The sequence below is a fragment of the Variovorax gossypii genome, from assembly GCF_003965815.1.
Taxonomy (GTDB): Bacteria; Pseudomonadota; Gammaproteobacteria; order Burkholderiales; family Burkholderiaceae_C; genus Variovorax; species Variovorax gossypii.
The window spans coordinates 354,834-374,344 of sequence record NZ_RXOE01000004.1 but is presented as its reverse complement, the minus strand read 5'-3'; the positions used below and the strand labels follow the sequence as shown (position 1 = coordinate 374,344).

Below are 19,511 nucleotides of genomic sequence, written 5' to 3'. Positions count from 1 at the left end.
ATGGCGCATGCGCCGTATTCGTTCTTGCATGACGGCTGTCGGCCGCGCCGGCCCGCCGCGGGCGGACAATGGCGGCCCGCATTGGTTTACGCTTGGCGCCCACATGAAATCCAAAGTCCAGTTCCGTCTGCGCGTCTACCGGGACGACACCATCGCCATCGGCCCAGGCAAGATCGCCGTGCTCGAAGCCGTGGCCGAGACCGGCTCGATCTCGGCGGCAGCCCGGCTGCTGGGCATGTCGTACCGCCGGGCCTGGATGCTGATCGACGAGATGAACCAGTCGCTGGCCTCGCCGGCCGTGAACACCGCCGCCGGCGGCTCGCGCGGCGGCGGCACGGCGCTCACGCCGGTGGGCGAGGAGATCGTCAAGCACTACAGGGCCATCGAGAACGCCGCGCGCCTTGCGGCCGCGGCCGACATCCGCGCGCTGACACGGCTGCTGGCGCCATGAGTTCCGAAGCCGTTGCCGATGTCGTCTGCCGTCCGGTCGGGCTGGTGCGCAGCCGCTTCACCGAGGCCACCGGCATGCCGATCCAGACCGCCGGAGCGCCCGATGAAACCGGGCGCGTCGAGGTCTTCGCCGAGTTCGCGCCGGGCCTGCGCGACATCGAGGGCTTCGACTACCTGATCCTCGTCACGCACCTGCACCGGTGCGCGCACGAGCGGCTGGAGGTGGTGCCCTTCCTGGAGCAGGGCAACGCCTCGCACGGCGTCTTCGCCACCCGCGCGCCGGCACGGCCGAACCGGCTGGGCCTGTCGATCGTGCGGCTCACCTCGGTCGAGGGCACGACGCTGCACTTCAGCGGCAACGACATGATGGACGGCACGCCCGTGCTCGACATCAAGCCCTACGTGCCGAAGTTCGACGTGCGCGAAACCGCGCGCATCGGCTGGTTCGGCGACAGGCTCGATCAACTGCCGCGCACCCGGTCCGACGGCAGGATGGACTGACCGGGCTGCTCGGGTCGGCCAGGCTGGCCGGCTTCTTCCTGCCAGCCCTGCCAGCAAGACCACACGCTCTGCGACAGCACCTCGCGCGCCTGCGGCGGCGCCTCGCCGATGCTGCCCATGCTGATGAAGCCCGCGAGGTACTCGCCCGGCAGCACGCCCACCTGCCGCGCCAGCGTCTCGTCGAAGCAGCGCTCGCCGCTCAGCACGATCGCGCCATAGCCCAGCTGATGAGCGGCGCTCAGCAGGTTGCCCAGTGCAGCGCCCGCGCTCAGCCACTGCTCGCGCGTCGGGATCTTGCTGCGCTCTCGCGGGGATACCACGAAGCCCAGCAGCAGCGGCGGCCGGGTGGCGTGCTCGCGGGCGCGCCGCAGGTCGGTGGGGCTGGCCAGCGGATCGCGCCGGAGCTTTTCCTGCTCGAAGCACCAGGCCAGCGCTTCGCGGTTCTGCGGGCGAAACTCGATCACCCGCCACGGATGCAGGCCGCCGTGGTCGGGCGCGCGCAGGCCGGCCCTGATGATCGCGTCGAGCTCGTCGGGATTGGGCCCGGGCTGCTCCAGGCGCCGGGGCGATACCGAGCGCCGCGTCAGCAGGACTTCGAGAATGCGTTCCGCACCTGTCATGTGCCGCCACATGCGTGTCGCCGCTCCTTCATTGCTCCTTCATCGCTCCCTGTGGCCGGTCGACCCACACTGCCTGGCGACGCAGCACCTCGCCGATGTCGTCCGCGTCGGCCGTCGCCACGAAGAAGGACTGGCTCGCGCCGTCGGAGCCGGTGATGGACAGCACGAAGCCGTCGGCGTCCATGGTGCGCTCGATGCGCCATTCCCGTACCTGCGTCACGTGATGGCGAAGCTCCGGCTGGCCGGAGATCGAGCGGACGACGGTTTCGTGGGCGGAAGGGCGCATGGGGGTGTCTCCAACGCTGTATTCCCCAGTATATGAAGACTCATTGGTTTGCGCATCCCCGTGTGAACCTTAGGGCTCACCCGTGTAACAATCTCGCCGTATTTTCATGAACACGACGAATTCGCTCATCGCTTCGACCGACTGGTTCCCCCTGGTGCTGTCGCTCAAGGTCGCCGCCGTGGCGACCGTGCTGGCGCTGATCGTCGGCGTGGCGCTGGGCTGGGTGTTCGCGCGCAAGAGGTTCTTCGGCAGCAACGTGCTGGAGGCCGCGTTCATGCTGCCGCTGGTGCTGCCGCCCACGGTGATCGGCTACGCGATCCTGGTGGCGGCCGGGCGCCGCAGCCCGCTGGGCGCGTGGCTGCGCGAGCACCTCGACTACACCATCATCTTCAGCTGGCACGGCGCGGTGGTGGCTTCGGCCGTGGTGGCGCTGCCGCTGGTGCTCAAGTCGGCCAGCGCGGCGTTCTCGGGCGTCGACCGTTCGCTCGAAGCCGCCGCCAGCACGCTGCGGCAGTCGCCGTTCTCGGTCTTCCTGCGCGTCACGCTGCCGCTGGCCTGGCCCGGCATCCTGGCCGGCACGCTGCTCGCGTTCGCGCGCGCCATGGGCGAGTTCGGCGCCTCGCTGATGGTGGCCGGCTCCATCCCGAAGCAGACCCAGACGCTGTCGATGGCCATATACGACGCGGTGCAGGAGGGGCACGACGACCTCGCGCTGCTGCTGGTCATCGTGACTTCGCTGCTGTCGATCACCGTGCTGGTGCTGTCGAACCGCTTCTTCTCGCTGAAATGAGCACACCCCCAGTCTTCGCGCACTTCGTGTCGCTACGCCAACCCCCTTGCAGGGGCAACACCTGCGGCCCGGCAAAGCCGGTTCCGCGGTGTTCCCCGAAGGGGACGTAGTTTCTCTTTAGTTCTCAGCTCTCTATTACTTTCCGGAGATCATCATGCGTCCATTCCGTCTCTTGTCCCTCGTCGTCGCGCTCGCGCTGCCGCTGGCCGCAGCGGCCCAGCAGATCACCGTGTCCGCCGCCGCCAGCCTGACCGACGCGTTCAAGGAGATCGGACCCAAGTTCGAGGCGGCCAAGGCGGGTGCCTCGGTGCGCTTCAACTTCGCCGCCTCGGGCGTGCTGCTGCAGCAGATCGGCCAGGGCGCGCCGGTGGACGTGTTCGCCAGCGCCGACCAGGAGACGATGAACCGCGGCGTCGAGCAGAAGGCGATCGATGCCGCCACGCGCAAGGACTTCGTCACCAACAGCCTGGTGCTCATCGAGCCCGCCAAGGAGGGCGTGGGCCTGAAGTCGCTGCAGGACCTGGGCAGCGCGGGCGTAAAGAAGATCGCCGTCGGCAAGGTCGCGACCGTGCCGGTCGGCCGCTACACCAAGCAGGTGCTGGACAACGCCAACCTCTGGACCACGCTCGAGCCCAAGTTCGTTCAGGCCGACAGCGTGCGCCAGGTGCTCGACTACGTGAGCCGCGGCGAGGCCGAGGCCGGCTTTGTCTACCGCACCGACGCGGCCGTGGCCGGCGACAAGGTGAAGATCGCCTTCACGCCCACCGGCCACACGCCCGTGACCTACCCGATCGCCGTGGTCGCCGAAAGCAAGCAGAAGGCGCTGGCCGGCGACTTCATCGCCTTCCTCTCGACGCCCGCCGCGCAGGAAGTGCTCACGCGCTACGGATTCGGCAAGCCATGATCGATGTCGATCTGAAGCTCACGGTGGCCGACGGCCGCCGGCGCTTCGATCTCGCGGTGCGTTTCGCGACGGACGTACCCTTTGCCGCGCTCTACGGCCCGTCGGGCGCGGGCAAGTCGCTCACCCTGCAGGCCATCGCAGGCCTGCTGCATCCCAGTTCGGGCCACGTGCGGCTCGACGGCCGCACGCTCTACGATTCGGCGCAGGGCATCGACGTGCCGGCACCGCAGCGGCGCATCGGCTACCTGTTCCAGGACTACGCGCTGTTCCCGCACCTGAGCGTGCGCGAGAACGTGGCTTTCGGGCTGACCGCCTGGCACCGCCGCAAGCCCGCCGCGAAGGATGCCGAGCGCGTGCAGGCCCTGCTGGAGAGCTTCGGCCTCGCCGCGCTCGCCGACAGCCGCCCGCAGAACCTCTCCGGCGGCCAGAGGCAGCGCGTGGCGCTCGCGCGAGCCCTTGCCTGCGAACCGCAGGTGCTGCTGCTCGACGAGCCCTTCGCCGCGCTCAACCCCATGCTGCGCGCCGAGCTGCGCAACGAACTCGCGCAGGTGCGCAGGCAATGGGGCATTCCGGTGCTGATGATCACGCACGACATCGAGGACGTCCTCGCCCTGGCCGACGTGGCCTTCGTCTACAGCGAGGGCAGGGTGGTGCGCGAGATCGACCTGCACAATGCCGAAAGCCGCGACTTCGCGCTGCGCGACGTTGCCGGCGTGCAGCACGTGGAAGACACGCCGTTGAGGCGCAAGCTGCGCGGGCTGCTGATGCAGGACGTGCGCAACTGACGTCTTGCATCGCATAAGCGATACACTTTGGCGATGAAAACCGCCACCATTCCCTCCGTGCGTGTCGAGCCCGAATTCCGGGACGAGGTCGAACGGGTGCTCGGCGAAGGCGAGACCCTGTCCCAGTTCGTCGAAGCGGCCGTCCGCGCCTGTGTGCTGCAGCGAAAGAGCCAGGCCGAGTTCGTCGCCCGCGGCATGAAGTCGTTGGCCAGCGCGCGGCGCAGTGGTGAATACGTCGAGGCGGGCGAAGTGATGCAGCGCCTCAGGGCCAAGCTCGAATCGGCAGCGAAGAAGCGGCAAGGCGCAGCCCGCCGGTGAGCTACTCGGTCCGGTTCACGCGCCAGGCGGCCGAAGACCTGGAGCGGCTGTACGACTTCGTCCTGGAACGGGAACTCGCCAGAGACGGCGATCTTGAACTGGCTGCGCGGGCACTCGAAGCGATCGAGCAGGGCATAGCGACCCTCGGCTTTTCGCCCTTCACTTGCCGCAAAGCCGGCGACAGCCCCTTCATCCGCGAGCTCGTGATCCCGTTCGGCGCCAGCGGCTATGTGGCGCTGTTCGAAATTGAAGCAAGCGACTCGATCGTCGTGGCCGCCGTCAGGCACCAGCGCGAAGACGACTATCACTGAGGGAAGGGCGGCGGCCCGTTCATTTCCTTTTTGAATCACCGCATGTCCCGATTCAATTTGACGCTCCGCCGGCCCACGGCGAACACTCGCTCGCATGAGCAGCGAGCAGAAGATCGAGTTTTACAAGGGCCCCGCGGGCGGTTGGGGCGCATTGCGCAGCGTGACGAACGCGCTGCTGCGGCAGGACATTCCCATCAAGGGCGCCAAGACGCTGCTCTCGGCCAACCAGCCCGACGGTTTCGACTGCCCCGGCTGCGCCTGGCCCGACCGCAACCATGCCTCCACCTTCGAGTTCTGCGAGAACGGCGTCAAGGCCGTGGCCGCCGAAGCCACCGCGCGCCGTGCCGGCCCGGAGCTGTTCGCGAAGCACACGGTGGCCGAGCTGGCCGAGCAGAGCGATTTCTGGCTCGAGGACCAGGGCCGGCTCACTCACCCCATGGCCTACGACGCGGCGAGCGACAAGTACGTGCCGATCGAATGGGACGACGCCTTCGCGCGGATCGCCCGTCACCTGAACGCGCTGCCCGACCCCGACCAGGCCATCTTCTACACCTCGGGCCGGGCGAGCAACGAGGCGGCCTTCCTGTACCAGCTCTTCGTGCGCGAGTACGGCACCAACAACTTCCCCGACTGCTCGAACATGTGCCACGAGCCCAGCGGCAGCGGCATGCGTCCGCAGATCGGCGTGGGCAAGGGCACGGTCACGCTCGACGACTTCGAGAAGGCCGACGCGATCTTCATCTTCGGCCAGAACCCCGGCACCAACCACCCGCGCATGCTCGGCGAGTTGCGCGCGGCCTCGAAGCGCGGCGCGCGCATCGTGAGCTTCAACCCGCTGCGCGAGCGCGGCCTGGAGCGTTTTGCCGACCCGCAGGACAAGCTGGAGATGGCGACGCTGGGCTCCACGCCCATCAGCACGCACTATTTCCAGCTGCGCGTGGGCGGCGACTTCTCCGCCATCAAGGGGATGATGAAGCACGTCATCGAGCGCGAGGACGAAGCCGTGGCGCGCGGCGAGCCCTCGGTGCTCGACCATGAATTCATCGCCGAGCACACCACCGGCTTCGAGGCGCTGGCGGCCGACCTGCGCGCCGAGCCGTGGGACGTGCTGGTGCGCGAATCGGGCCTGAGCGAAGAGCAGATCCGCGCCGCGGCCGACGTGTACCTGGGCGCCAAGAGCGTCATCGCCTGCTGGGGCATGGGCATCACGCAGCACCAGCATTCGGTGGCCACGATCCAGATGATCGGCAACCTGCTCATGATGCGCGGCAACATGGGCCGCGAAGGCGCTGGCGCCTGCCCGGTGCGCGGCCATAGCAACGTGCAGGGCGACCGCACCATGGGCATCTGGGAAAAGCCGCCCGCCGCGCTGCTCGACCGGCTGCAGAAGGTGTTCGGCTTCGAGCCGCCGCGCCGCAACGGCGTCGATACCGTCGAGGCCATCCAGTCGATGCTCGACGGCAAGGGCCGCGTGTTCTTCGCGCTCGGCGGCAATTTCGCGGCCGCCACGCCCGACACCTACCAGACCTGGAAGGCGCTGAAGCAGTGCGAGCTGACGGTGCACGTGACCACCAAGCTCAACCGCAGCCACGTGATCCACGGGCGCGAGGCGCTCATCCTGCCGTGCCTGGGCCGCACCGAGATCGACATGCAGGCCGGCGGCCAGCAGGGCGTGACGGTGGAAGACTCGATGAGCATGGTGCACATCTCGATGGGCATCAACCCGCCCGCGTCGGAGCATCTGCTGTCCGAGCCGGCCATCGTGGCGCGGCTTGCCGCGGCCACCATCGGCGCGCGCAGCAGCACGCCGTGGCTGTGGCTCGTCGAGGACTACGCGCGCATCCGCGACAAGATCGAAGCCGTGTTCGACGACTTCAAGGACTTCAACGCCCGCGTCGCGCACCCCGGCGGCTTCCGCCTGCGCAACACCGCGAGCGAGCGCGTGTGGAACACCGCCTCGAAGAAGGCCGTGTTCTTCACGCACGCCGTGCCGCTGGACACCCCGTCGCACCGTGCCCGCGCGCGCTTCGCGAAGAAGGGCGACACCATCGTCTTCACGCTGCTGACCACGCGTTCGCACGACCAGTACAACACCACCATCTACGGCATGGACGACCGCTACCGCGGCGTGTTCGGCCAGCGCCGCGTGGTCTTCATCAACAAGGAAGACATCCGCGCGCTCGGCATGAAGGACGGCGACTGGGTCGACATCCAGACCGTGTGGAACGACGGCCAGGAGCGCCGCGCCGACCGCTTCAAGCTGGTGGCCTACGACATCCCGCGCGGCAACATCGCTGCCTACTACCCCGAGACCAATCCGCTGGTGCCGCTCTCGGCAGTGGCGGAGAACGCGGGCACGCCGACTTCCAAGTCCATTCCCGTGGTGCTGGTGCCGCACGAGCTGCCCATCCAGAAGCTGGCGGAGGACGAAGCGGACGGCATGGTGGCAGCGGCATGAGTGCCCTGCTGCAGGACAGCCTGTCGGTGGCCATCCTGCGCATGCTCGCGCAGGAGCCCGACGGCACCGGTGTCTCGCTGCCGCGCCTGGGCAAGCGGCTCGGCCAGGGCGCCAGCGTGCTGATGCGCCGGCTCACCATGATGGGCGATGCGGCCATCGGCGGCGTACGCGGCCCCGGCTGGGTGCGCGTGGTGCAGCACGACGACCGCTGGGTCGCGCACCTGCTTGAAGCCGGGCGGGCACAGGTGGGAACCCTGCCTCCCGAAGACGAAAGCCGCGACTGAGCCGACAATGGCTCGCCCAGCCGGAGCCAACATGTCGCAGCCAGATACCGACGATCCCGAAGACACCCTGCCGCCGCTGTCGCGGCACGCCGTGCGCGTGTTCGGCGAGCGCGGCGTCGCGCCCGAAGGCGAGCTGCGCGATGACACCCTGGCGGCCGAGGTGCCGGTGGCCCTGGTGTTCAACGGCGTTTCGCACGCGGTGATGATGGCCACGCCGCAGGACCTGGAAGCTTTCGCGCTCGGCTTCGCGCTGAGCGAGGGCATCCTCGACACCGCCAGCGACTGCCGCGGCATCGACGTGCGCACCGTCGATGCTTCTGATGCCGGCCTGCCGGATGGCATGCCCGGCATCGAGGTGCAGCTCGAAATCTCCACGCGCAGCTTCGAACGCCTGAAGGACCGCCGGCGCAGCCTCGCGGGCCGCACCGGCTGCGGCGTGTGCGGCGTCGAGAGCTTCGCTGGACTGGACCTCTCACCGCAGCCCGTGCCGCCGCGCGACTGGATCGAACGCATCGACCTGCCGACCGTGCTGCGCGCCTTCGCCGCCATGCCGCCGCGCCAGGTGTTCAACGCCGAGGCAGGCGCCATTCACGCGGCCGCATGGGCCACGGTCGACGGCGAACTCACCGACCTGATGGAAGACGTGGGCCGCCACAACGCGCTCGACAAGCTGCTCGGCAGGCTCGCTCAGGCGGGCCGCCTGCAGGAGCCGGGCTTCGTGCTGATGTCCAGCCGCGGCAGCCATGAGCTGGTGCGCAAGTGCGCGCGCCTCGGCATCGCGGCGATGGCCACCATCTCGGCGCCCACCGCCATGGGCGTGCGCATGGCCGAGCTCTGCGGCCTGCGGTTCTGGGGCCTGTGCCGTGCGCCGCGCGGCGTGCTCTATGCCGACGGGCTCGCGGCGCCGCTGTCGAGCGCCAGCACCGCATCGGCCACGGCGTCGATGCCCTGATCCGATAGATCGCCCGCCACAACGCGCTGGCGCTTCGCCCAGCTGCGGAAGTGCAGCTCCTGCGACTTCTGGTAATGCGGGTCGTAGTGCAGCGACATCAGCTCCGCGAACAGATGCGGCAGGTCGGCCTCGTGCGCCCACTGCTGCCAGCGAGAAACGGTTTCCTTGCCCTGCAGCTCCTTCAGCGCGCCAAGCTTGTCGGCCAGCGCGTCGCGGTCGTCGCCCAGGTAGGCGTAGTCGCGAAGCAGGTAGGCCAGCCGGGTCTCGGGCGTGGCCGACACCTCGATGCACGGCGCCGCACGCATGCGTGCCACCAGCGGCAAGGGCAGCGACAGCCGTCCGATGCGGATGCTCTCGCCCTCCACGTACAGCGGACGCGAGAGGTCGATGCTTTCGAGCACCGCACCGATGCGCGTCTCGAAGTGCTTCTGCGAAGGCTGCGCGACGCCCGGCAGCGAGCCGAGCAGCGAGCCCTTGTGGCGGGCGAAGTCTTCCAGGTCGAGCACCTGCGCGCCGCGCGCGGCCAGCGCGTGCAGCACGCGCGTCTTGGCGCTGCCGGTGGCGCCGCAGATCACGCGCAGGTCTAGCTTCGGCGTCAGCGTGTCGATCTGCGAGATCACGTGCCGGCGGAAGCTCTTGTAGCCGCCCGCGAGCTGCTGGGCGTCCCAGCCGACCAAACGTAGCCAGGTAACCATGGAGCCGCTGCGCATGCCGCCGCGCCAGCAGTAGACCAGCGGCTTCCAGTTCTCGGGCCGGTCGGCCAGCGTCTCGCGCAGGTGCCGTGCGATGTTGGCAGCCACCATCGCACCGCCGATGCGGCGGGCCTCGAAGGCGCCGGTCTGCACGTAGACGGTGCCGACGATGTGGCGTTCCTCGTCGTTCAGCACCGGGCAGTTGATGGCGCCGGGAATGTGGTCGAGCGCGAACTCGGCCGGCGAGCGGGCGTCGATCAGCGTGTCGAAGGCGTGGCGGTCGGCCACCCGCACGGGCTGGCGATGACTCATGGCAGAAGGAACCTCATGCCCCGATTGTCGGCGACCGAGGCAATCAGGCGTAGGCCGGTCCTAGGCCCTTGCGCAAGCGAGCGCTCGCAAAGTCCACCAGCGTGACCAGCACGAACATCGCGATCAGCACCGTCATCGCCTGCTGCTGCTGGAAGATCGACAGGTGGAAGTACAGCAACTGCCCCAGCCCGCCGCCGCCCACGAAGCCCAGCACGGCCGCCATGCGGATGTTCATTTCCCAGCGGTAGAGCGTGTAGGCCACCCATTGCGGCAGCACGATGGGCAGGCTGGCGTAGCTGAAGGAGGCGACAGGGCCCGCGCCCGAGAGCGTCAGCGCGTGCTCGGGTTCGCGCGGCGCGTTCTCCAGCGCCTCGGCGAACAGCCGGCCCAGCACGCCCGTGGTGTGCAGCGACAGCGCCAGCGCGCCCGCGAACGGCCCGATGCCGGCGGCCAGCACCATCAGCGCGGCCCAGACCAGCTCGGGCACGCTGCGCAGGAAGTTGAGGGCGAAGCGCGCCGCATGGCGCGGCATCCACCCGGCGCGGCCGGAGGCAGGCAAGGCCAGCACCGCGCCCGCAAGGGCTGCCAGCACGGTGCCCAGCGCCGACACCGCCAGCGTCTGCAAGGCCCCATGCCCGACCCTGGCGAGAAAGTCCGGCGACACGTCGGGCGGGAAGAACTCGGCGACGAACTTGCCCATGAGCCGCAGCGATTCCGCCGAGCCCAGGGCCCGATAGTCGATGCCCAGGTAGACGAAGCTCGCCACGACGGCCGCGCCGATCAGCAGCAGGGCGATGCGGCATCGCCAGCACGGTGGCGGGCGCGGAGGCATTGTCTTCGTCGTCATGCCAGCAGCCTCCGCAGCGCGCTGCTCAGCAGGTCGGCCAGCAGCACCAGCGCCAGGAACACCAGCAGGATGCTGCTGGCTTCGCCGCCGTTGAGCATCTTCATCGACTGGTCCATCAGCTGCCCCAGCCCGCCCGCGCCGACGAAGCCCATCACCACCGAGGCGCGCACCGCGCATTCCCAGCGATAGACGGTGTACGAGGCCAGCTCCTGCGCCGTGTTCGGCAGCAGGCCGTAGCACAGCGCCGCGAGCCGGCCGCTGCCGCATTCGAGCAGCGTGCGGGCGGGGCGGGTGTCGGCCGACTCGAGGATCTCCGCATAGACCTTGCCCAGCATGCCGCCGTAAGTGATGGCCAGCGCCAGCACGCCCGCGGCCGGGCCGAGCCCGAGCGCGCGCACGAAGAGCAGTGCCCAGACGATCTCCGGAATCGCCCGCAGCACCATCAGCAGCCAGCGCGCGGCCTGCCGCACGATGCCTGCCTGCACGCGGCCCGGCCCCGGCCCGATGCGCGAGATGGAAAGCGCGCGCGTCGTCACGAAGCCCAGCGGCGCGCCGATCAGCAGCGCCAGCGCGGTGCCGGCCGTGGCCATGGCCAGCGTCTCCAGCGTGGCCTTGAGGAGCAGGGCGAGAAAGGCGGGCGAGCCGTCGGGCGGGAAGAAGCCCGCGAGAAAGCCGCCGATGACCGCGAGATTGCCGCCGGTGAAAAGTGCCCACGGCTTGAATTCGGACAGCGCCAGCATCGGCCACGCGATGACGAGCGCGGCGGCGCAGGCGGCCAGCCGCCGCGCGGCGTGCGGATCGCGCAGTGCGGCAGCCCTGGTTGCGGCGTTCAAGGACAGTCCGGCCGGTGGAAGGCCGCCTCCACCATCGCGCCGGCCGGCAGCGGCCGTTGCGTCGCGATGCCGCCTTCGCTGGCGTAGAGTGCATCGAGCATTTCGGGCGTGACCTGCGCGGCCGGCAGATCGAACATCACCGTTCCGCCGCGCATGCCGACGATGCGCGGAAACCAGCGCAGCGCCAGGTCCACCGCGTGCAGCGAGGCCATCAGCGTGGCGCCCGTCGATTCGCTCTGCGCAACGAGCTGGCCGATGGCAGCGTCGGCCAGCGTGGGGTCGAGCGCGGACACCGGCTCGTCGGCCAGCAGCAATGCAGGGCGCTGGTACAGCACTCGCGCGATGCCCACGCGCTGCAGCTGGCCTCCGGAGAGGCGGTCGCAGCGTTCGAACAGCCGGTCTTCCATCGCCAGCCGCGAGAGCGCCTCATGGGCGCCGGCGATGTCCGAGGGATGCAGCAGCGAGCCCAGCGCGCGCAGCATCGACCACTCGCCGAGCCGGCCCGCGAGCACGGCGGTGACCACGCGCAGCCTCGGCGCGATGGGCGGCGACTGGTGCACGGTGCCGATGCGCGCGCGCAGCTTCTTCAGCGCCGTCGCCGTCAGCTGCCACGGCCTGGCGCCCAGCGCCCGCACCTCGCCTTCGGTGGGCCGCAGCGCCGCGCCGAGCACGCGCAGCAGCGTGGTCTTGCCGGCACCCGAGGGCCCGATGACGGCGATGCGTTCGCCGTCGCGCGCGGCCAGCGTCACGCCGGCCAGAGCGCGCTGGCCGTTGGGGTGAACGACGCCCGCGCCTTCCAGCGAAAAACTCATCCGCGCAGGCTCACTTGATCAGACCAGCCGACTTGCCCGCCGTCTCGATCCCGTCGTAGTTCGACGACTTGGTCGGAATGAACTTGCTCGCGCGCTGCAGCGCCATGATTTCCTTGTGCGCCGGGTTGGCCGGATCGAGCTTCAGGAAGGCGTCGGTCAGCTTCTTCGTGACGGCGGCATCGAGCCCCGGGCGCACCGTCCAGTTGTAGTCGTAGTAGGTCGGCGTGGTGGCCAGCACGCGCACCTTGGCGGCGTTGGGGTTCCTGGCCTCCACCAGCTTGTCCCACACCGAGGCGTTGAGCACGCCGGCTTCCGCGCGCGATGCGGCCACGAAGGCCACGGTGGCGTCGTGCGCGCCCGAGAACGCGACCGTCTTGAAGTCCTTCTCGGGGTTGATGCCCGCCTGCAGCAGGAAGTAGCGCGGCATCAGGCTGCCCGAGGTGGAGGAGGGCGCGCCGAAGGCGAAGGTCTTGCCCTTCAGGTCGGCCAGCGTCTTCGCGGTGCTGTCCACCGGCACGATGAACTTGCTGGTGAACACCTCGTCCTCCGCGCGCTGCACGATCGGCACCGCGCCGCCGTTGGTGCGGATGCGCGCCTGCACGAAGGTGAAACCGCCGAGCCAGGCCAGGTCGATCTTGTTGGTGGCCAGGCCCTCGACCACGGCGGCATAGTCGGTCACGGGCGTGAACTGCACGTCCATGCCGGTTTCCTTCTTCAGGTAGTCGCCCAGCGGCGTGAACTTGCGCTGCAGCTCGGTGGGGGCCTCGTCGGGAATGGCCGAGACGCGCAGCACCCCCTGGGCGAAGGCCCCGAGGCTCGCGGCGGAGAAGGTCAGGGCAAGGGCCAGTCGGGTGAGTGTCTTTTTCATGGATGCGCCTCAGGTGCGTGCGGGATAGGAAGGGACGGGATTGTAGAAAGCGGGCCCGATTCGATAATCGCCCCATGAACCCAACGCTCATGAACCCGCTCGCGCCTCTGCGCCTCACGAGTTTTTCGCATGGCGGCGGCTGCGGCTGCAAGATCGCGCCGGGCGTGCTGTCGCAGATCCTGAAGAACCAGGCCGGCGGGCTGATCCCGCCCGAGCTCATGGTGGGCATCGAGACCGCCGACGACGCGGCCGTCTACAGGCTCAACGACCAGCAGGCGCTGATCGCGACCACCGACTTCTTCATGCCCATCGTGGACGACCCGTACGAGTTCGGCCGCATCGCCGCGACCAACGCGATCAGCGACGTCTACGCCATGGGCGGGCGCCCGATCATGGCGCTGGCGCTCGTCGCCATGCCGATCAACCAGCTGCCGGTGGAAGTCATCGCCGAGATCGTGCGCGGCGGGCAGGACGTGTGCCGCGCGGCCGGCATCCCGATCGCCGGCGGCCACACCATCGATTCGGTCGAGCCGATCTACGGCCTCGTCGCCATGGGCCTGGTGCACCCCGAGCGCGTGCGCCGCAACGCCGACGCGAAGGCGGGCGATGTGCTGGTGCTGGGCAAGCCGCTCGGCGTGGGCGTGCTCTCGGCCGCGCTCAAGAAGGAGCAGCTCTCCGAGACCGGCTACCGGCAGTTGATCGAGAACACGACGAAGCTCAACACCCCCGGCATCGCGCTGTCGGCCCTCGACGGCGTGCATGCGCTGACCGACGTCACCGGCTTCGGCCTGGCCGGCCACACGCTCGAACTGGCGCGCGGCGCGAAGCTCAGGGCGGTCGTCGAGTGGTCGAAGGTGCCGCTGCTCGAGAACGTGCTGGCCATGGCCGCCGAAGGCTTCGTCACTGGCGCCTCCGGCCGCAACTGGGCCGGCTACGGCGCGGAAGTGAGCCTCGCGCCCGGCCTGCACGCCACCACGCAGAACCTGCTGAGCGACCCGCAGACCTCCGGCGGCCTGCTCGTGAGCTGCGCGCCTGAAGCGGTCGATGCGGTGCTGAAGGTCTTCCGTGACGAAGGCTTCGCACGCGCCGCGGTGATCGGCCGTGTCGAACCAGGAGAGCCCTCGCTGCACGTGGTGCCGTAGTTCTCCGCATTTCTCCCGGGGGAGGGCCGGGGTGGAGGCAGGTGGCGGTCGATGAAGCGCTGTGAGAAAACCAGCGCTGTTTGCCCCCATCCCAGCCTTCCCCCAAAGGGGGAAGGAGCAAGACAAAAATGGCGGAGGAAGGAAGGAGTCGAACCTTCCCGGCGACGGCTGGCGCCACCAACCGGGTTTGAAGCCCGGCCGCCCCACCAGGGGCGATCTCCCTCCATGATTCGATTCGTCGTTCACGGCCTCGCCCCGAACAACGACGTATCCGGCCGCAGCAGGTGGGTGTCCTTCACCCGCCGCGTGTAGCCGACACGATCGAAAAACTCCAGCAACTGGATCGCGCGCTTGCGCCCCAACCCGGTCGCATCGCGAAAACTCGCGGCCTGCAGCCCTTCGGGGCCATCGAGGCAATCCCGCGCAATGATTGCCAGCCGCTCCACGGTCGCCAGCGGATAGTACAAGTCCTTCACCACCTGGAAGGCCTCGCCGCGCCGCGCGAGGCTCGCGAGCGTCTGCCGCACCATCGGCTCGCTCGCCGCGCAGTCTTTGGCCAGGTCGCGCACCCACGGCGGATCGAAGCCGCCGTCGGCCAGTTTTGGCAGCAGCTTCTGCGCGAGCTTCTGCTCGGCCTCGTTGAGGCGCGCCGCGTGGTCGGGCAGATGCAGCCAGGTGCCGCTGCGCACCAGCGCGCCACGCGCGACGAGGTCGTCGAGCGCGTGGCGCCAGAGCGAGTCGTCCGCGCGCGGGCCTGCAAGCCGCTTGAGTCGGCGCGCATCGGGCCCGACCTCGTCCGGCGCGGTGCGATGGAAGTCCGCGAGGCGGCCTGCGATCTGTTCTTCGAGTGCGTCCAGGTGAGATTGCGCGATGGCCGTGTGTTCGATGCGCACCGCATCGCCGGGCAGCGGCACCGCAGCCTCGTCGGACAGCGAGAGCGCCTGCGCCGTCCGCGCGGTGTCCATGCCGAGCGGTGCGTTGTGCAGCAGCGCGGCCACGCGCGCCGCGCGGTCCTCGATGGCCCAGGCCGCGAGCGTGCGCAGCCGCTCGGGCGTGCGGCGATAGCGCACCGGCGCGAACGGATCGAGCACGCGCACGCCGGCCACGGTGCGCGTGGCCGAGGCATCGCGCAGCACGCCGCGATCGCCATGCCAGGCGCCTACCGCCTCCTTGAGCACGAGCTGGGCCAGCGCCGTTTCACCGGGCGCGAGCGCATCGCGATCGAGCAGCGCGAGCGACGCCATCATGTCGCTCGCGCCGAGGTGCGCGTGCACCGTCGTGCCCGAGCGCAGGGGCCTGGCCTCGTCGGGCCACAGCGTGAGCAGCACGTCGATGCGGTCGGTGGAAAGCGCGATGCCCGGCGTGCAGACCCAGTCGCCGCGATGCATTTCGTCCTTGGCGACACCGGCCAGCGCCAGCGCGCAGCGCTGGCCCGCATGCGCCGACTCGGCCTGCTGGTTCTGCGCATGGATGCCGCGCACGCGCACCGTGCGGTTGCCGGGCACCACGCGCAGCTCGTCACCGACGCGCACCGTGCCGCTGAAGACGGTGCCGGTGACGACCGTGCCCACGCCCGACAGGCTGAACGACCGGTCCACCGCGAGGCGGAAGGCCAGGCCTTCCTCGCGCGCGTGCTCCTGCCGGGCCACCTCCAGCAGCCGCTCGCGCAGTGCGTCGATGCCTTCGCCCGTCGTGGCGGACACCGCCAGCATCGGCGCCCCGGCCAGCGGCGTAGGCGCGAGCAGGGCTGCGATGCCGGCGCGCACCTCGGCCAGCCGCGCCTCGCGCAGGGCCTCGTCGATGCGGTCGATCTTGGTGATGGCCACCGTCGCCTCGCGCACGCCCAGCAGCGCCACCACCGCCAGGTGCTCGCGCGTCTGCGGCATCACGCCGTCGTCGGCGGCCACCACCAGCAGCGCATGGTCGATGCCGGTCGCGCCGGCCAGCATGGTGTGCAGCAGTCGCTCGTGGCCCGGCACGTCGACGAAGCCGAGCGACACGCCGTCGGGCGCGTGCAGGTACGCGTAGCCCAGCTCGATGGAAATGCCGCGCCGCTTCTCCTCGGGCAGCCGGTCGGTGTCGACGCCGGTGAGCGCGCGCACCAGCGTGGTCTTGCCGTGGTCGATGTGGCCTGCAGTGCCGATGATCATCGTGGGTGCGTCGTCACATGAAGTTGCGGGTGTGCAGTTCGGACAGCCGCTGTGCCTCGTCGCGGTCGAAGCCCAGCCGCGCGAGGCGCGCGCGACGGCCGGCCGCCATGTCGCGCTGCAACTGTTGCACGGCCGCATGGCCGCGCGCGACGGCTGAAGGCGAGAGCTCGCCGGCCGCCAGCAGCACCAGCGAGTCGAACACTTCCTCGTTGAGGCCCGCAGTGCCGGCCAGCGTGTCGTAGCGAAGCTCGATGGCGTTGCGCAGCCGCACCTGGTAGTCGGGCTGCACCGAGAGCCGGTATTCGAGATGCGCCATGCCGAAGGCGACGTGGCGCGCCTCGTCGCGCGCGGCGAGCCGTGCGATCTGCCGGGTCACCGGGTCGGGTGCGTGCGCGTGCAGGAAGTTGAGCAGGTTCACGAAGCTGCCCTCGCCGAGCACGGCCAGCAGGAAGGTTGCGATGGAGAAATCGGGCGCGTCGAACAGCGTGCGCAGCGAGGCCTGCCCGCCGGCCGTCGACAGCGCGGGCTGGTGGCCGCGCAGCGTGGCGCGGCGCGTGAACACCTCCACGTGCCGCGCCTCGTCGGCGCACTGCAGCGCCAGCAGCTGCAGCACTTCGCGGAAGTGCGGGTGGATCTGGCCCAGATGGCGCGCCGGAACCAGCAGCGCGGCGTTCTCGTTCTCGATCAGGTAGGTCATCACCTGCACCACGGCCGCTTCCACGGCGCTCGGCAGCTCGAAGGGCGCGTCCCAGTCGATGGCGGTCGCCGGATCCCATTGGGCTGCCGCCGCCTGCCGGTAGAGCTCGCCGGCCGTCTCGGCCCAGAGCTCGTCGCGGCGGTGCAGCGCGAAGAAGAAGGGCGGGCTGCCGGCCTCCACTGTGGCGCCGCGCGCGGCGAGGCCCCAGCCGGGCGCGGCGTCTTCGGCCGGCGCGCCGTCGGCGTCGCCCTGCGCGAAGCCCGTGGATTGCGCACCGAGCCAGCGGCCTTCGGCATGCGGGCCGCGCGTGACGAACGCTTCTTCCTGCGCCGCGTCGAAGTGCAGCACGTGCCCCTGGCTGCGGCACCATGCCTCCAGGTGCATGCGCCAGTCGGGCGAGTTCCCGCGCACGCGCAGCTCGCCGCCCACCGGCCGCTCGGCCAGCGCGCGGCGGATGAGCAGCAGGGCGCCCTGGTCGAGGCCCAGCGACTCAATATCGATAGTCGGGATTGGTGATGCGGCCATCGCCGTCGTAGAAGTGCTCGTCGTCCACCGCGCGTTCGAGCAGCGCGTAGCCGCTGGTGCGGCCGGTGCGCCATTCGCGCAGGCCCTCGAGTTCGAGCAGCGGGCGCACCTGCGGGTCGTCCCAGCGCATCGCCATCAGCAGCGAGACGAAGCGGTCGATGAGCGCGGCCGGTGCATCCGGGCTGGTGGTGAAGTTGCAATGGTCGTACGCGCCGGTGCGCGCCAGCACGCGCGTGCTGCCCGAAGGCAGCGTGCCGTCGAGGCCGAAGGCCAGGTGGTTGCCGTCGATCAGGCAGCAGGCGTCGATCTCGCCAGCCATCAGCGCGAGGGCCGCGTCGCGCTCGCCGCCGATGTGGTCGCCGTGCTTGCCGCCGAGCACGTCGAAGTAGCGCGCCTGGAAGTCGCGCGGCTTCAGCAGGCCTTCGGTGCGCAGATGGTCGAGCGGGATCAGCGTGGCCTGCGGCGAATCGAGCGCGCCGAACCCGATGCTCCTGCCGCGCAGATCGGCCAGCGATTGCACCGGGCTGTCGGCGCGCACCACGATGGCCGAGCGCAGGTCGCAGTCGGTATCGCGCATGGCCACGGCCTGCACCTGCAGCCCCCGGCTGCGCGCGATGCGCTCGGCACGTACCCAAGCTAGAGGCGAGTTCCACGCCAGGTGCAGCGTGCCGTCGAACTGCGCCTCGACCTGGCTTTCGTAGTTCGAATACAGCACGTAGTCGAAGGGCAGGCCGTTCTTCACGAAGAAGGCCTTGAAGCCTTCCCAGATGGTGACGACCTTGGGCGCGTAGGCCACGGCGCCCATGATCAGCGTCTGCTGCGGCATCGCGCGGCCCCTTTCTCAGAACAGCGGCAGGCCGGTGATGGCCTTGCCGATGAAGTCGTAGAGCACGTCGGAGGTCGGCGCCATCACGCTCGATGCACGCGCATCGCGGAAGAGGCGTTCGATGCCCGCTTCCTTGCGGAAGGCCGCGCCGCCGCACACGCGCATCGCGATGTCGGTCACTTCGAGCGCGGATTCGGCTGCTGCCGCCTTTACCTCGAGCACGCGCAGCATGGTGTCTGCGCGGCCCGCGCCGATGGCGGCGACGGTGTCGTCCAGCAGCGCCTGCGCCATGTCGGCCTTGATGCGTGCCTTTGCCAGATAGGCTCGGACGGTGGGCAGGTCGGCCAGCGACGAATCGAGATGCAGGTGCCGCGTCTGGCTCACATGGCCGATGGCGCGGCTCAGGGCGCCTTCCATCAGGCCGGTCGAGCACGCGGCGCTGAGCACCGAGAACCACGGCAGCACCACGCCCATCATGGTGTCGAAGCCCTTGCCGTCCTCGCCGAGCCGCGCACCGGCCGCGATGCGTACGTCCTTTGCAGTGATCGGCGTCGAGGCGTTGCCGCGCAGGCCCAGCCCGTCGAAGCGGCCGGGCTGGCTCAGGCCGTCGGACTTGGCGTCGACCAGCCACAGCGTGCTTGCGCCTTCGGCCGCGAGAGGTTTGCTCGACCACACGTAGCTGTCGGCCTCGAAGGCCGAGGTGACCCAGCTCTTGCGGGCGTCGAGCACCACGTTGCTTCCGTCCGCGCGCGCGGTGCCGGTGGGTGCCCAGAAGTGGCTGCGCGAATCGGCTTCGGAGAAGGCCAGCGTGCTCAGGTGCTTGCCGTTGGCGATTGCGCGCCGCACGGACTCGGGGCCGAACTGTTCGAGCACGGCAGTGGCGCAGTAGTGCATGCACACCACCATCGCGGTGGAAGGACAGGTCTGCGCGATGCGCGACACCACCTGCGCGGCTTCCTTCAGGCCCAGCCCCTGGCCCCCGACCGACGCGGCCGAGACCAGCCCCAGCAGGCCTGTCTCGCCCAGCGCCGAGATCGTCTCTCGTGGAAAGCGTCCCTCTGCGTCGGTGCGCTGGGCCAGAGGCTGCAGCGTTTGCGTTTCGATACCGGCGAGCACTTCGAGGGGGTTCATCGCTTTCTCCAGACAGG

Annotated in this window: 22 protein-coding genes and 1 tRNA gene; 11 read left to right on the top strand and 12 right to left on the bottom strand. The window is 69.8% G+C overall.

What is annotated here, in order from left to right; translation table 11 throughout:
- Positions 1–103 precede the first annotated feature (103 nt).
- Entirely contained in the window at positions 104–451 is a 348-nt protein-coding gene (locus EJP69_RS18595) for a winged helix-turn-helix domain-containing protein (protein ID WP_093198108.1), read from the top strand.
- Entirely contained in the window at positions 448–951 is a 504-nt protein-coding gene (gene tsaA / locus EJP69_RS18590; protein ID WP_126471972.1) for a tRNA (N6-threonylcarbamoyladenosine(37)-N6)-methyltransferase TrmO, read from the top strand. Before EJP69_RS18595 ends, tsaA begins: the two co-directional genes overlap by 4 nt.
- Here tsaA and EJP69_RS18585 read toward each other — a convergent pair.
- Both EJP69_RS18585 and EJP69_RS18580 read right to left on the bottom strand, forming a co-directional pair.
- On the bottom strand, positions 912–1,571 hold the full coding sequence (locus EJP69_RS18585; RefSeq protein WP_240652197.1) for a nitroreductase family protein: 660 nt from the start codon (positions 1,569–1,571) through the stop codon (positions 912–914). The genes tsaA and EJP69_RS18585 overlap by 40 nt on opposite strands.
- A gap of 28 nt (positions 1,572–1,599) precedes the next feature.
- The gene (locus EJP69_RS18580; protein WP_093198102.1) at positions 1,600–1,857 is read right to left on the bottom strand and encodes a hypothetical protein; all 258 of its coding nucleotides are present in this window, start codon (positions 1,855–1,857) and stop codon (positions 1,600–1,602) included.
- A gap of 106 nt (positions 1,858–1,963) precedes the next feature.
- On the opposite strand from EJP69_RS18580, the gene modB reads away from it, so the two are divergent.
- From modB to fdhD, 8 genes are all read left to right on the top strand, one after another.
- Complete coding sequence (gene modB / locus EJP69_RS18575) at positions 1,964–2,647, top strand: molybdate ABC transporter permease subunit (protein WP_126471970.1); 684 nt, start codon at positions 1,964–1,966, stop codon at positions 2,645–2,647.
- A gap of 154 nt (positions 2,648–2,801) precedes the next feature.
- Positions 2,802–3,551, top strand: coding sequence for a molybdate ABC transporter substrate-binding protein (gene modA, locus EJP69_RS18570; protein ID WP_126471968.1), 750 nt, complete (start codon positions 2,802–2,804; stop codon positions 3,549–3,551).
- Positions 3,548–4,336, top strand: coding sequence for an ABC transporter ATP-binding protein (locus EJP69_RS18565; RefSeq protein WP_126471966.1), 789 nt, complete (start codon positions 3,548–3,550; stop codon positions 4,334–4,336). The genes modA and EJP69_RS18565 overlap by 4 nt, the downstream gene beginning before the upstream one ends.
- Before the next feature lie 33 nt (positions 4,337–4,369).
- Positions 4,370–4,654: a YlcI/YnfO family protein gene (locus tag EJP69_RS18560; RefSeq protein ID WP_126471964.1), complete on the top strand. Its 285-nt coding sequence runs from the start codon at positions 4,370–4,372 to the stop codon at positions 4,652–4,654.
- A complete protein-coding gene (locus EJP69_RS18555; RefSeq protein WP_126471962.1) occupies positions 4,651–4,965 on the top strand; it encodes a type II toxin-antitoxin system RelE/ParE family toxin in 315 nt (104 codons plus the stop codon). Before EJP69_RS18560 ends, EJP69_RS18555 begins: the two co-directional genes overlap by 4 nt.
- A gap of 94 nt (positions 4,966–5,059) precedes the next feature.
- Complete coding sequence (locus tag EJP69_RS18550) at positions 5,060–7,423, top strand: FdhF/YdeP family oxidoreductase (protein WP_126471960.1); 2,364 nt, start codon at positions 5,060–5,062, stop codon at positions 7,421–7,423.
- Positions 7,420–7,707 (top strand): hypothetical protein, encoded by a 288-nt coding sequence (locus tag EJP69_RS18545; protein ID WP_093198085.1) that lies wholly within the window; start codon positions 7,420–7,422, stop codon positions 7,705–7,707. The genes EJP69_RS18550 and EJP69_RS18545 overlap by 4 nt, the downstream gene beginning before the upstream one ends.
- 31 nt (positions 7,708–7,738) lie before the next feature.
- Positions 7,739–8,659 (top strand): formate dehydrogenase accessory sulfurtransferase FdhD, encoded by a 921-nt coding sequence (gene fdhD / locus EJP69_RS18540; protein ID WP_093302228.1) that lies wholly within the window; start codon positions 7,739–7,741, stop codon positions 8,657–8,659.
- Here the strand turns inward: fdhD and mnmH are convergent.
- From mnmH to EJP69_RS18515, 5 genes are read right to left on the bottom strand one after another with little or no spacing between them, the layout of a single operon-like run.
- A complete protein-coding gene (mnmH, locus tag EJP69_RS18535) occupies positions 8,590–9,663 on the bottom strand; it encodes a tRNA 2-selenouridine(34) synthase MnmH (protein ID WP_126471958.1) in 1,074 nt (357 codons plus the stop codon). The two genes, fdhD and mnmH, sit on opposite strands and share 70 nt — an antisense overlap.
- Positions 9,664–9,706: 43 nt before the next feature.
- Entirely contained in the window at positions 9,707–10,510 is an 804-nt protein-coding gene (gene phnE, locus EJP69_RS18530) for a phosphonate ABC transporter, permease protein PhnE (protein WP_206169348.1), read from the bottom strand.
- Positions 10,507–11,349 carry a PhnE/PtxC family ABC transporter permease gene (locus EJP69_RS18525; protein ID WP_420824222.1) on the bottom strand — a complete coding sequence of 281 codons (843 nt, stop codon included), beginning with the start codon at positions 11,347–11,349 and terminating at the stop codon, positions 10,507–10,509. Before EJP69_RS18525 ends, phnE begins: the two co-directional genes overlap by 4 nt.
- Positions 11,340–12,155, bottom strand: a complete 816-nt coding sequence (locus EJP69_RS18520) for a phosphonate ABC transporter ATP-binding protein (protein WP_093302220.1) — start codon at positions 12,153–12,155, stop codon at positions 11,340–11,342. Before EJP69_RS18520 ends, EJP69_RS18525 begins: the two co-directional genes overlap by 10 nt.
- Before the next feature lie 10 nt (positions 12,156–12,165).
- The gene (locus EJP69_RS18515; RefSeq protein ID WP_093198071.1) at positions 12,166–13,023 is read right to left on the bottom strand and encodes a putative selenate ABC transporter substrate-binding protein; all 858 of its coding nucleotides are present in this window, start codon (positions 13,021–13,023) and stop codon (positions 12,166–12,168) included.
- Positions 13,024–13,097: 74 nt separating this feature from the next.
- Between EJP69_RS18515 and selD the strand changes: the two genes are divergently transcribed.
- On the top strand, positions 13,098–14,165 hold the full coding sequence (gene selD, locus EJP69_RS18510) for a selenide, water dikinase SelD (RefSeq protein ID WP_240652196.1): 1,068 nt from the start codon (positions 13,098–13,100) through the stop codon (positions 14,163–14,165).
- Positions 14,166–14,294: 129 nt separating this feature from the next.
- Here the strand turns inward: selD and EJP69_RS18505 are convergent.
- From EJP69_RS18505 to EJP69_RS18485, 5 genes are all read right to left on the bottom strand, one after another.
- A tRNA-Sec gene (locus EJP69_RS18505) sits at positions 14,295–14,390 on the bottom strand.
- A gap of 17 nt (positions 14,391–14,407) precedes the next feature.
- Entirely contained in the window at positions 14,408–16,315 is a 1,908-nt protein-coding gene (gene selB, locus EJP69_RS18500; protein ID WP_126471954.1) for a selenocysteine-specific translation elongation factor, read from the bottom strand.
- Between the two features lie 13 nt (positions 16,316–16,328).
- Positions 16,329–17,537, bottom strand: coding sequence for a diiron oxygenase (locus EJP69_RS18495; RefSeq protein ID WP_126471952.1), 1,209 nt, complete (start codon positions 17,535–17,537; stop codon positions 16,329–16,331).
- Entirely contained in the window at positions 17,503–18,363 is an 861-nt protein-coding gene (locus EJP69_RS18490) for a phosphate/phosphite/phosphonate ABC transporter substrate-binding protein (protein ID WP_126471951.1), read from the bottom strand. The genes EJP69_RS18495 and EJP69_RS18490 overlap by 35 nt, the downstream gene beginning before the upstream one ends.
- A 15-nt stretch (positions 18,364–18,378) precedes the next feature.
- A complete protein-coding gene (locus EJP69_RS18485) occupies positions 18,379–19,494 on the bottom strand; it encodes an acyl-CoA dehydrogenase family protein (RefSeq protein WP_126471949.1) in 1,116 nt (371 codons plus the stop codon).
- Positions 19,495–19,511 lie beyond the last annotated feature (17 nt).

What these genes read in the sequence shown, in the direction of transcription:
- EJP69_RS18595 (WP_093198108.1), top strand. Translation starts at nt 104, where the DNA reads ATGAAATCCAAAGTCCAGTTCCGTCTGCGCGTCTACCGGGACGACACC.
- tsaA (WP_126471972.1), top strand. Translation starts at nt 448, where the DNA reads ATGAGTTCCGAAGCCGTTGCCGATGTCGTCTGCCGTCCGGTCGGGCTG.
- EJP69_RS18585 (WP_240652197.1), bottom strand. Translation starts at nt 1,571, where the DNA reads ATGACAGGTGCGGAACGCATTCTCGAAGTCCTGCTGACGCGGCGCTCG.
- EJP69_RS18580 (WP_093198102.1), bottom strand. Translation starts at nt 1,857, where the DNA reads ATGCGCCCTTCCGCCCACGAAACCGTCGTCCGCTCGATCTCCGGCCAG.
- modB (WP_126471970.1), top strand. Translation starts at nt 1,964, where the DNA reads ATGAACACGACGAATTCGCTCATCGCTTCGACCGACTGGTTCCCCCTG.
- modA (WP_126471968.1), top strand. Translation starts at nt 2,802, where the DNA reads ATGCGTCCATTCCGTCTCTTGTCCCTCGTCGTCGCGCTCGCGCTGCCG.
- EJP69_RS18565 (WP_126471966.1), top strand. Translation starts at nt 3,548, where the DNA reads ATGATCGATGTCGATCTGAAGCTCACGGTGGCCGACGGCCGCCGGCGC.
- EJP69_RS18560 (WP_126471964.1), top strand. Translation starts at nt 4,370, where the DNA reads ATGAAAACCGCCACCATTCCCTCCGTGCGTGTCGAGCCCGAATTCCGG.
- EJP69_RS18550 (WP_126471960.1), top strand. Translation starts at nt 5,060, where the DNA reads ATGAGCAGCGAGCAGAAGATCGAGTTTTACAAGGGCCCCGCGGGCGGT.
- EJP69_RS18545 (WP_093198085.1), top strand. Translation starts at nt 7,420, where the DNA reads ATGAGTGCCCTGCTGCAGGACAGCCTGTCGGTGGCCATCCTGCGCATG.
- fdhD (WP_093302228.1), top strand. Translation starts at nt 7,739, where the DNA reads ATGTCGCAGCCAGATACCGACGATCCCGAAGACACCCTGCCGCCGCTG.
- mnmH (WP_126471958.1), bottom strand. Translation starts at nt 9,663, where the DNA reads ATGAGTCATCGCCAGCCCGTGCGGGTGGCCGACCGCCACGCCTTCGAC.
- phnE (WP_206169348.1), bottom strand. Translation starts at nt 10,510, where the DNA reads ATGACGACGAAGACAATGCCTCCGCGCCCGCCACCGTGCTGGCGATGC.
- EJP69_RS18520 (WP_093302220.1), bottom strand. Translation starts at nt 12,155, where the DNA reads ATGAGTTTTTCGCTGGAAGGCGCGGGCGTCGTTCACCCCAACGGCCAG.
- EJP69_RS18515 (WP_093198071.1), bottom strand. Translation starts at nt 13,023, where the DNA reads ATGAAAAAGACACTCACCCGACTGGCCCTTGCCCTGACCTTCTCCGCC.
- selD (WP_240652196.1), top strand. Translation starts at nt 13,098, where the DNA reads ATGAACCCAACGCTCATGAACCCGCTCGCGCCTCTGCGCCTCACGAGT.
- selB (WP_126471954.1), bottom strand. Translation starts at nt 16,315, where the DNA reads ATGATCATCGGCACTGCAGGCCACATCGACCACGGCAAGACCACGCTG.
- EJP69_RS18495 (WP_126471952.1), bottom strand. Translation starts at nt 17,537, where the DNA reads ATGGCCGCATCACCAATCCCGACTATCGATATTGAGTCGCTGGGCCTC.
- EJP69_RS18490 (WP_126471951.1), bottom strand. Translation starts at nt 18,363, where the DNA reads ATGCCGCAGCAGACGCTGATCATGGGCGCCGTGGCCTACGCGCCCAAG.
- EJP69_RS18485 (WP_126471949.1), bottom strand. Translation starts at nt 19,494, where the DNA reads ATGAACCCCCTCGAAGTGCTCGCCGGTATCGAAACGCAAACGCTGCAG.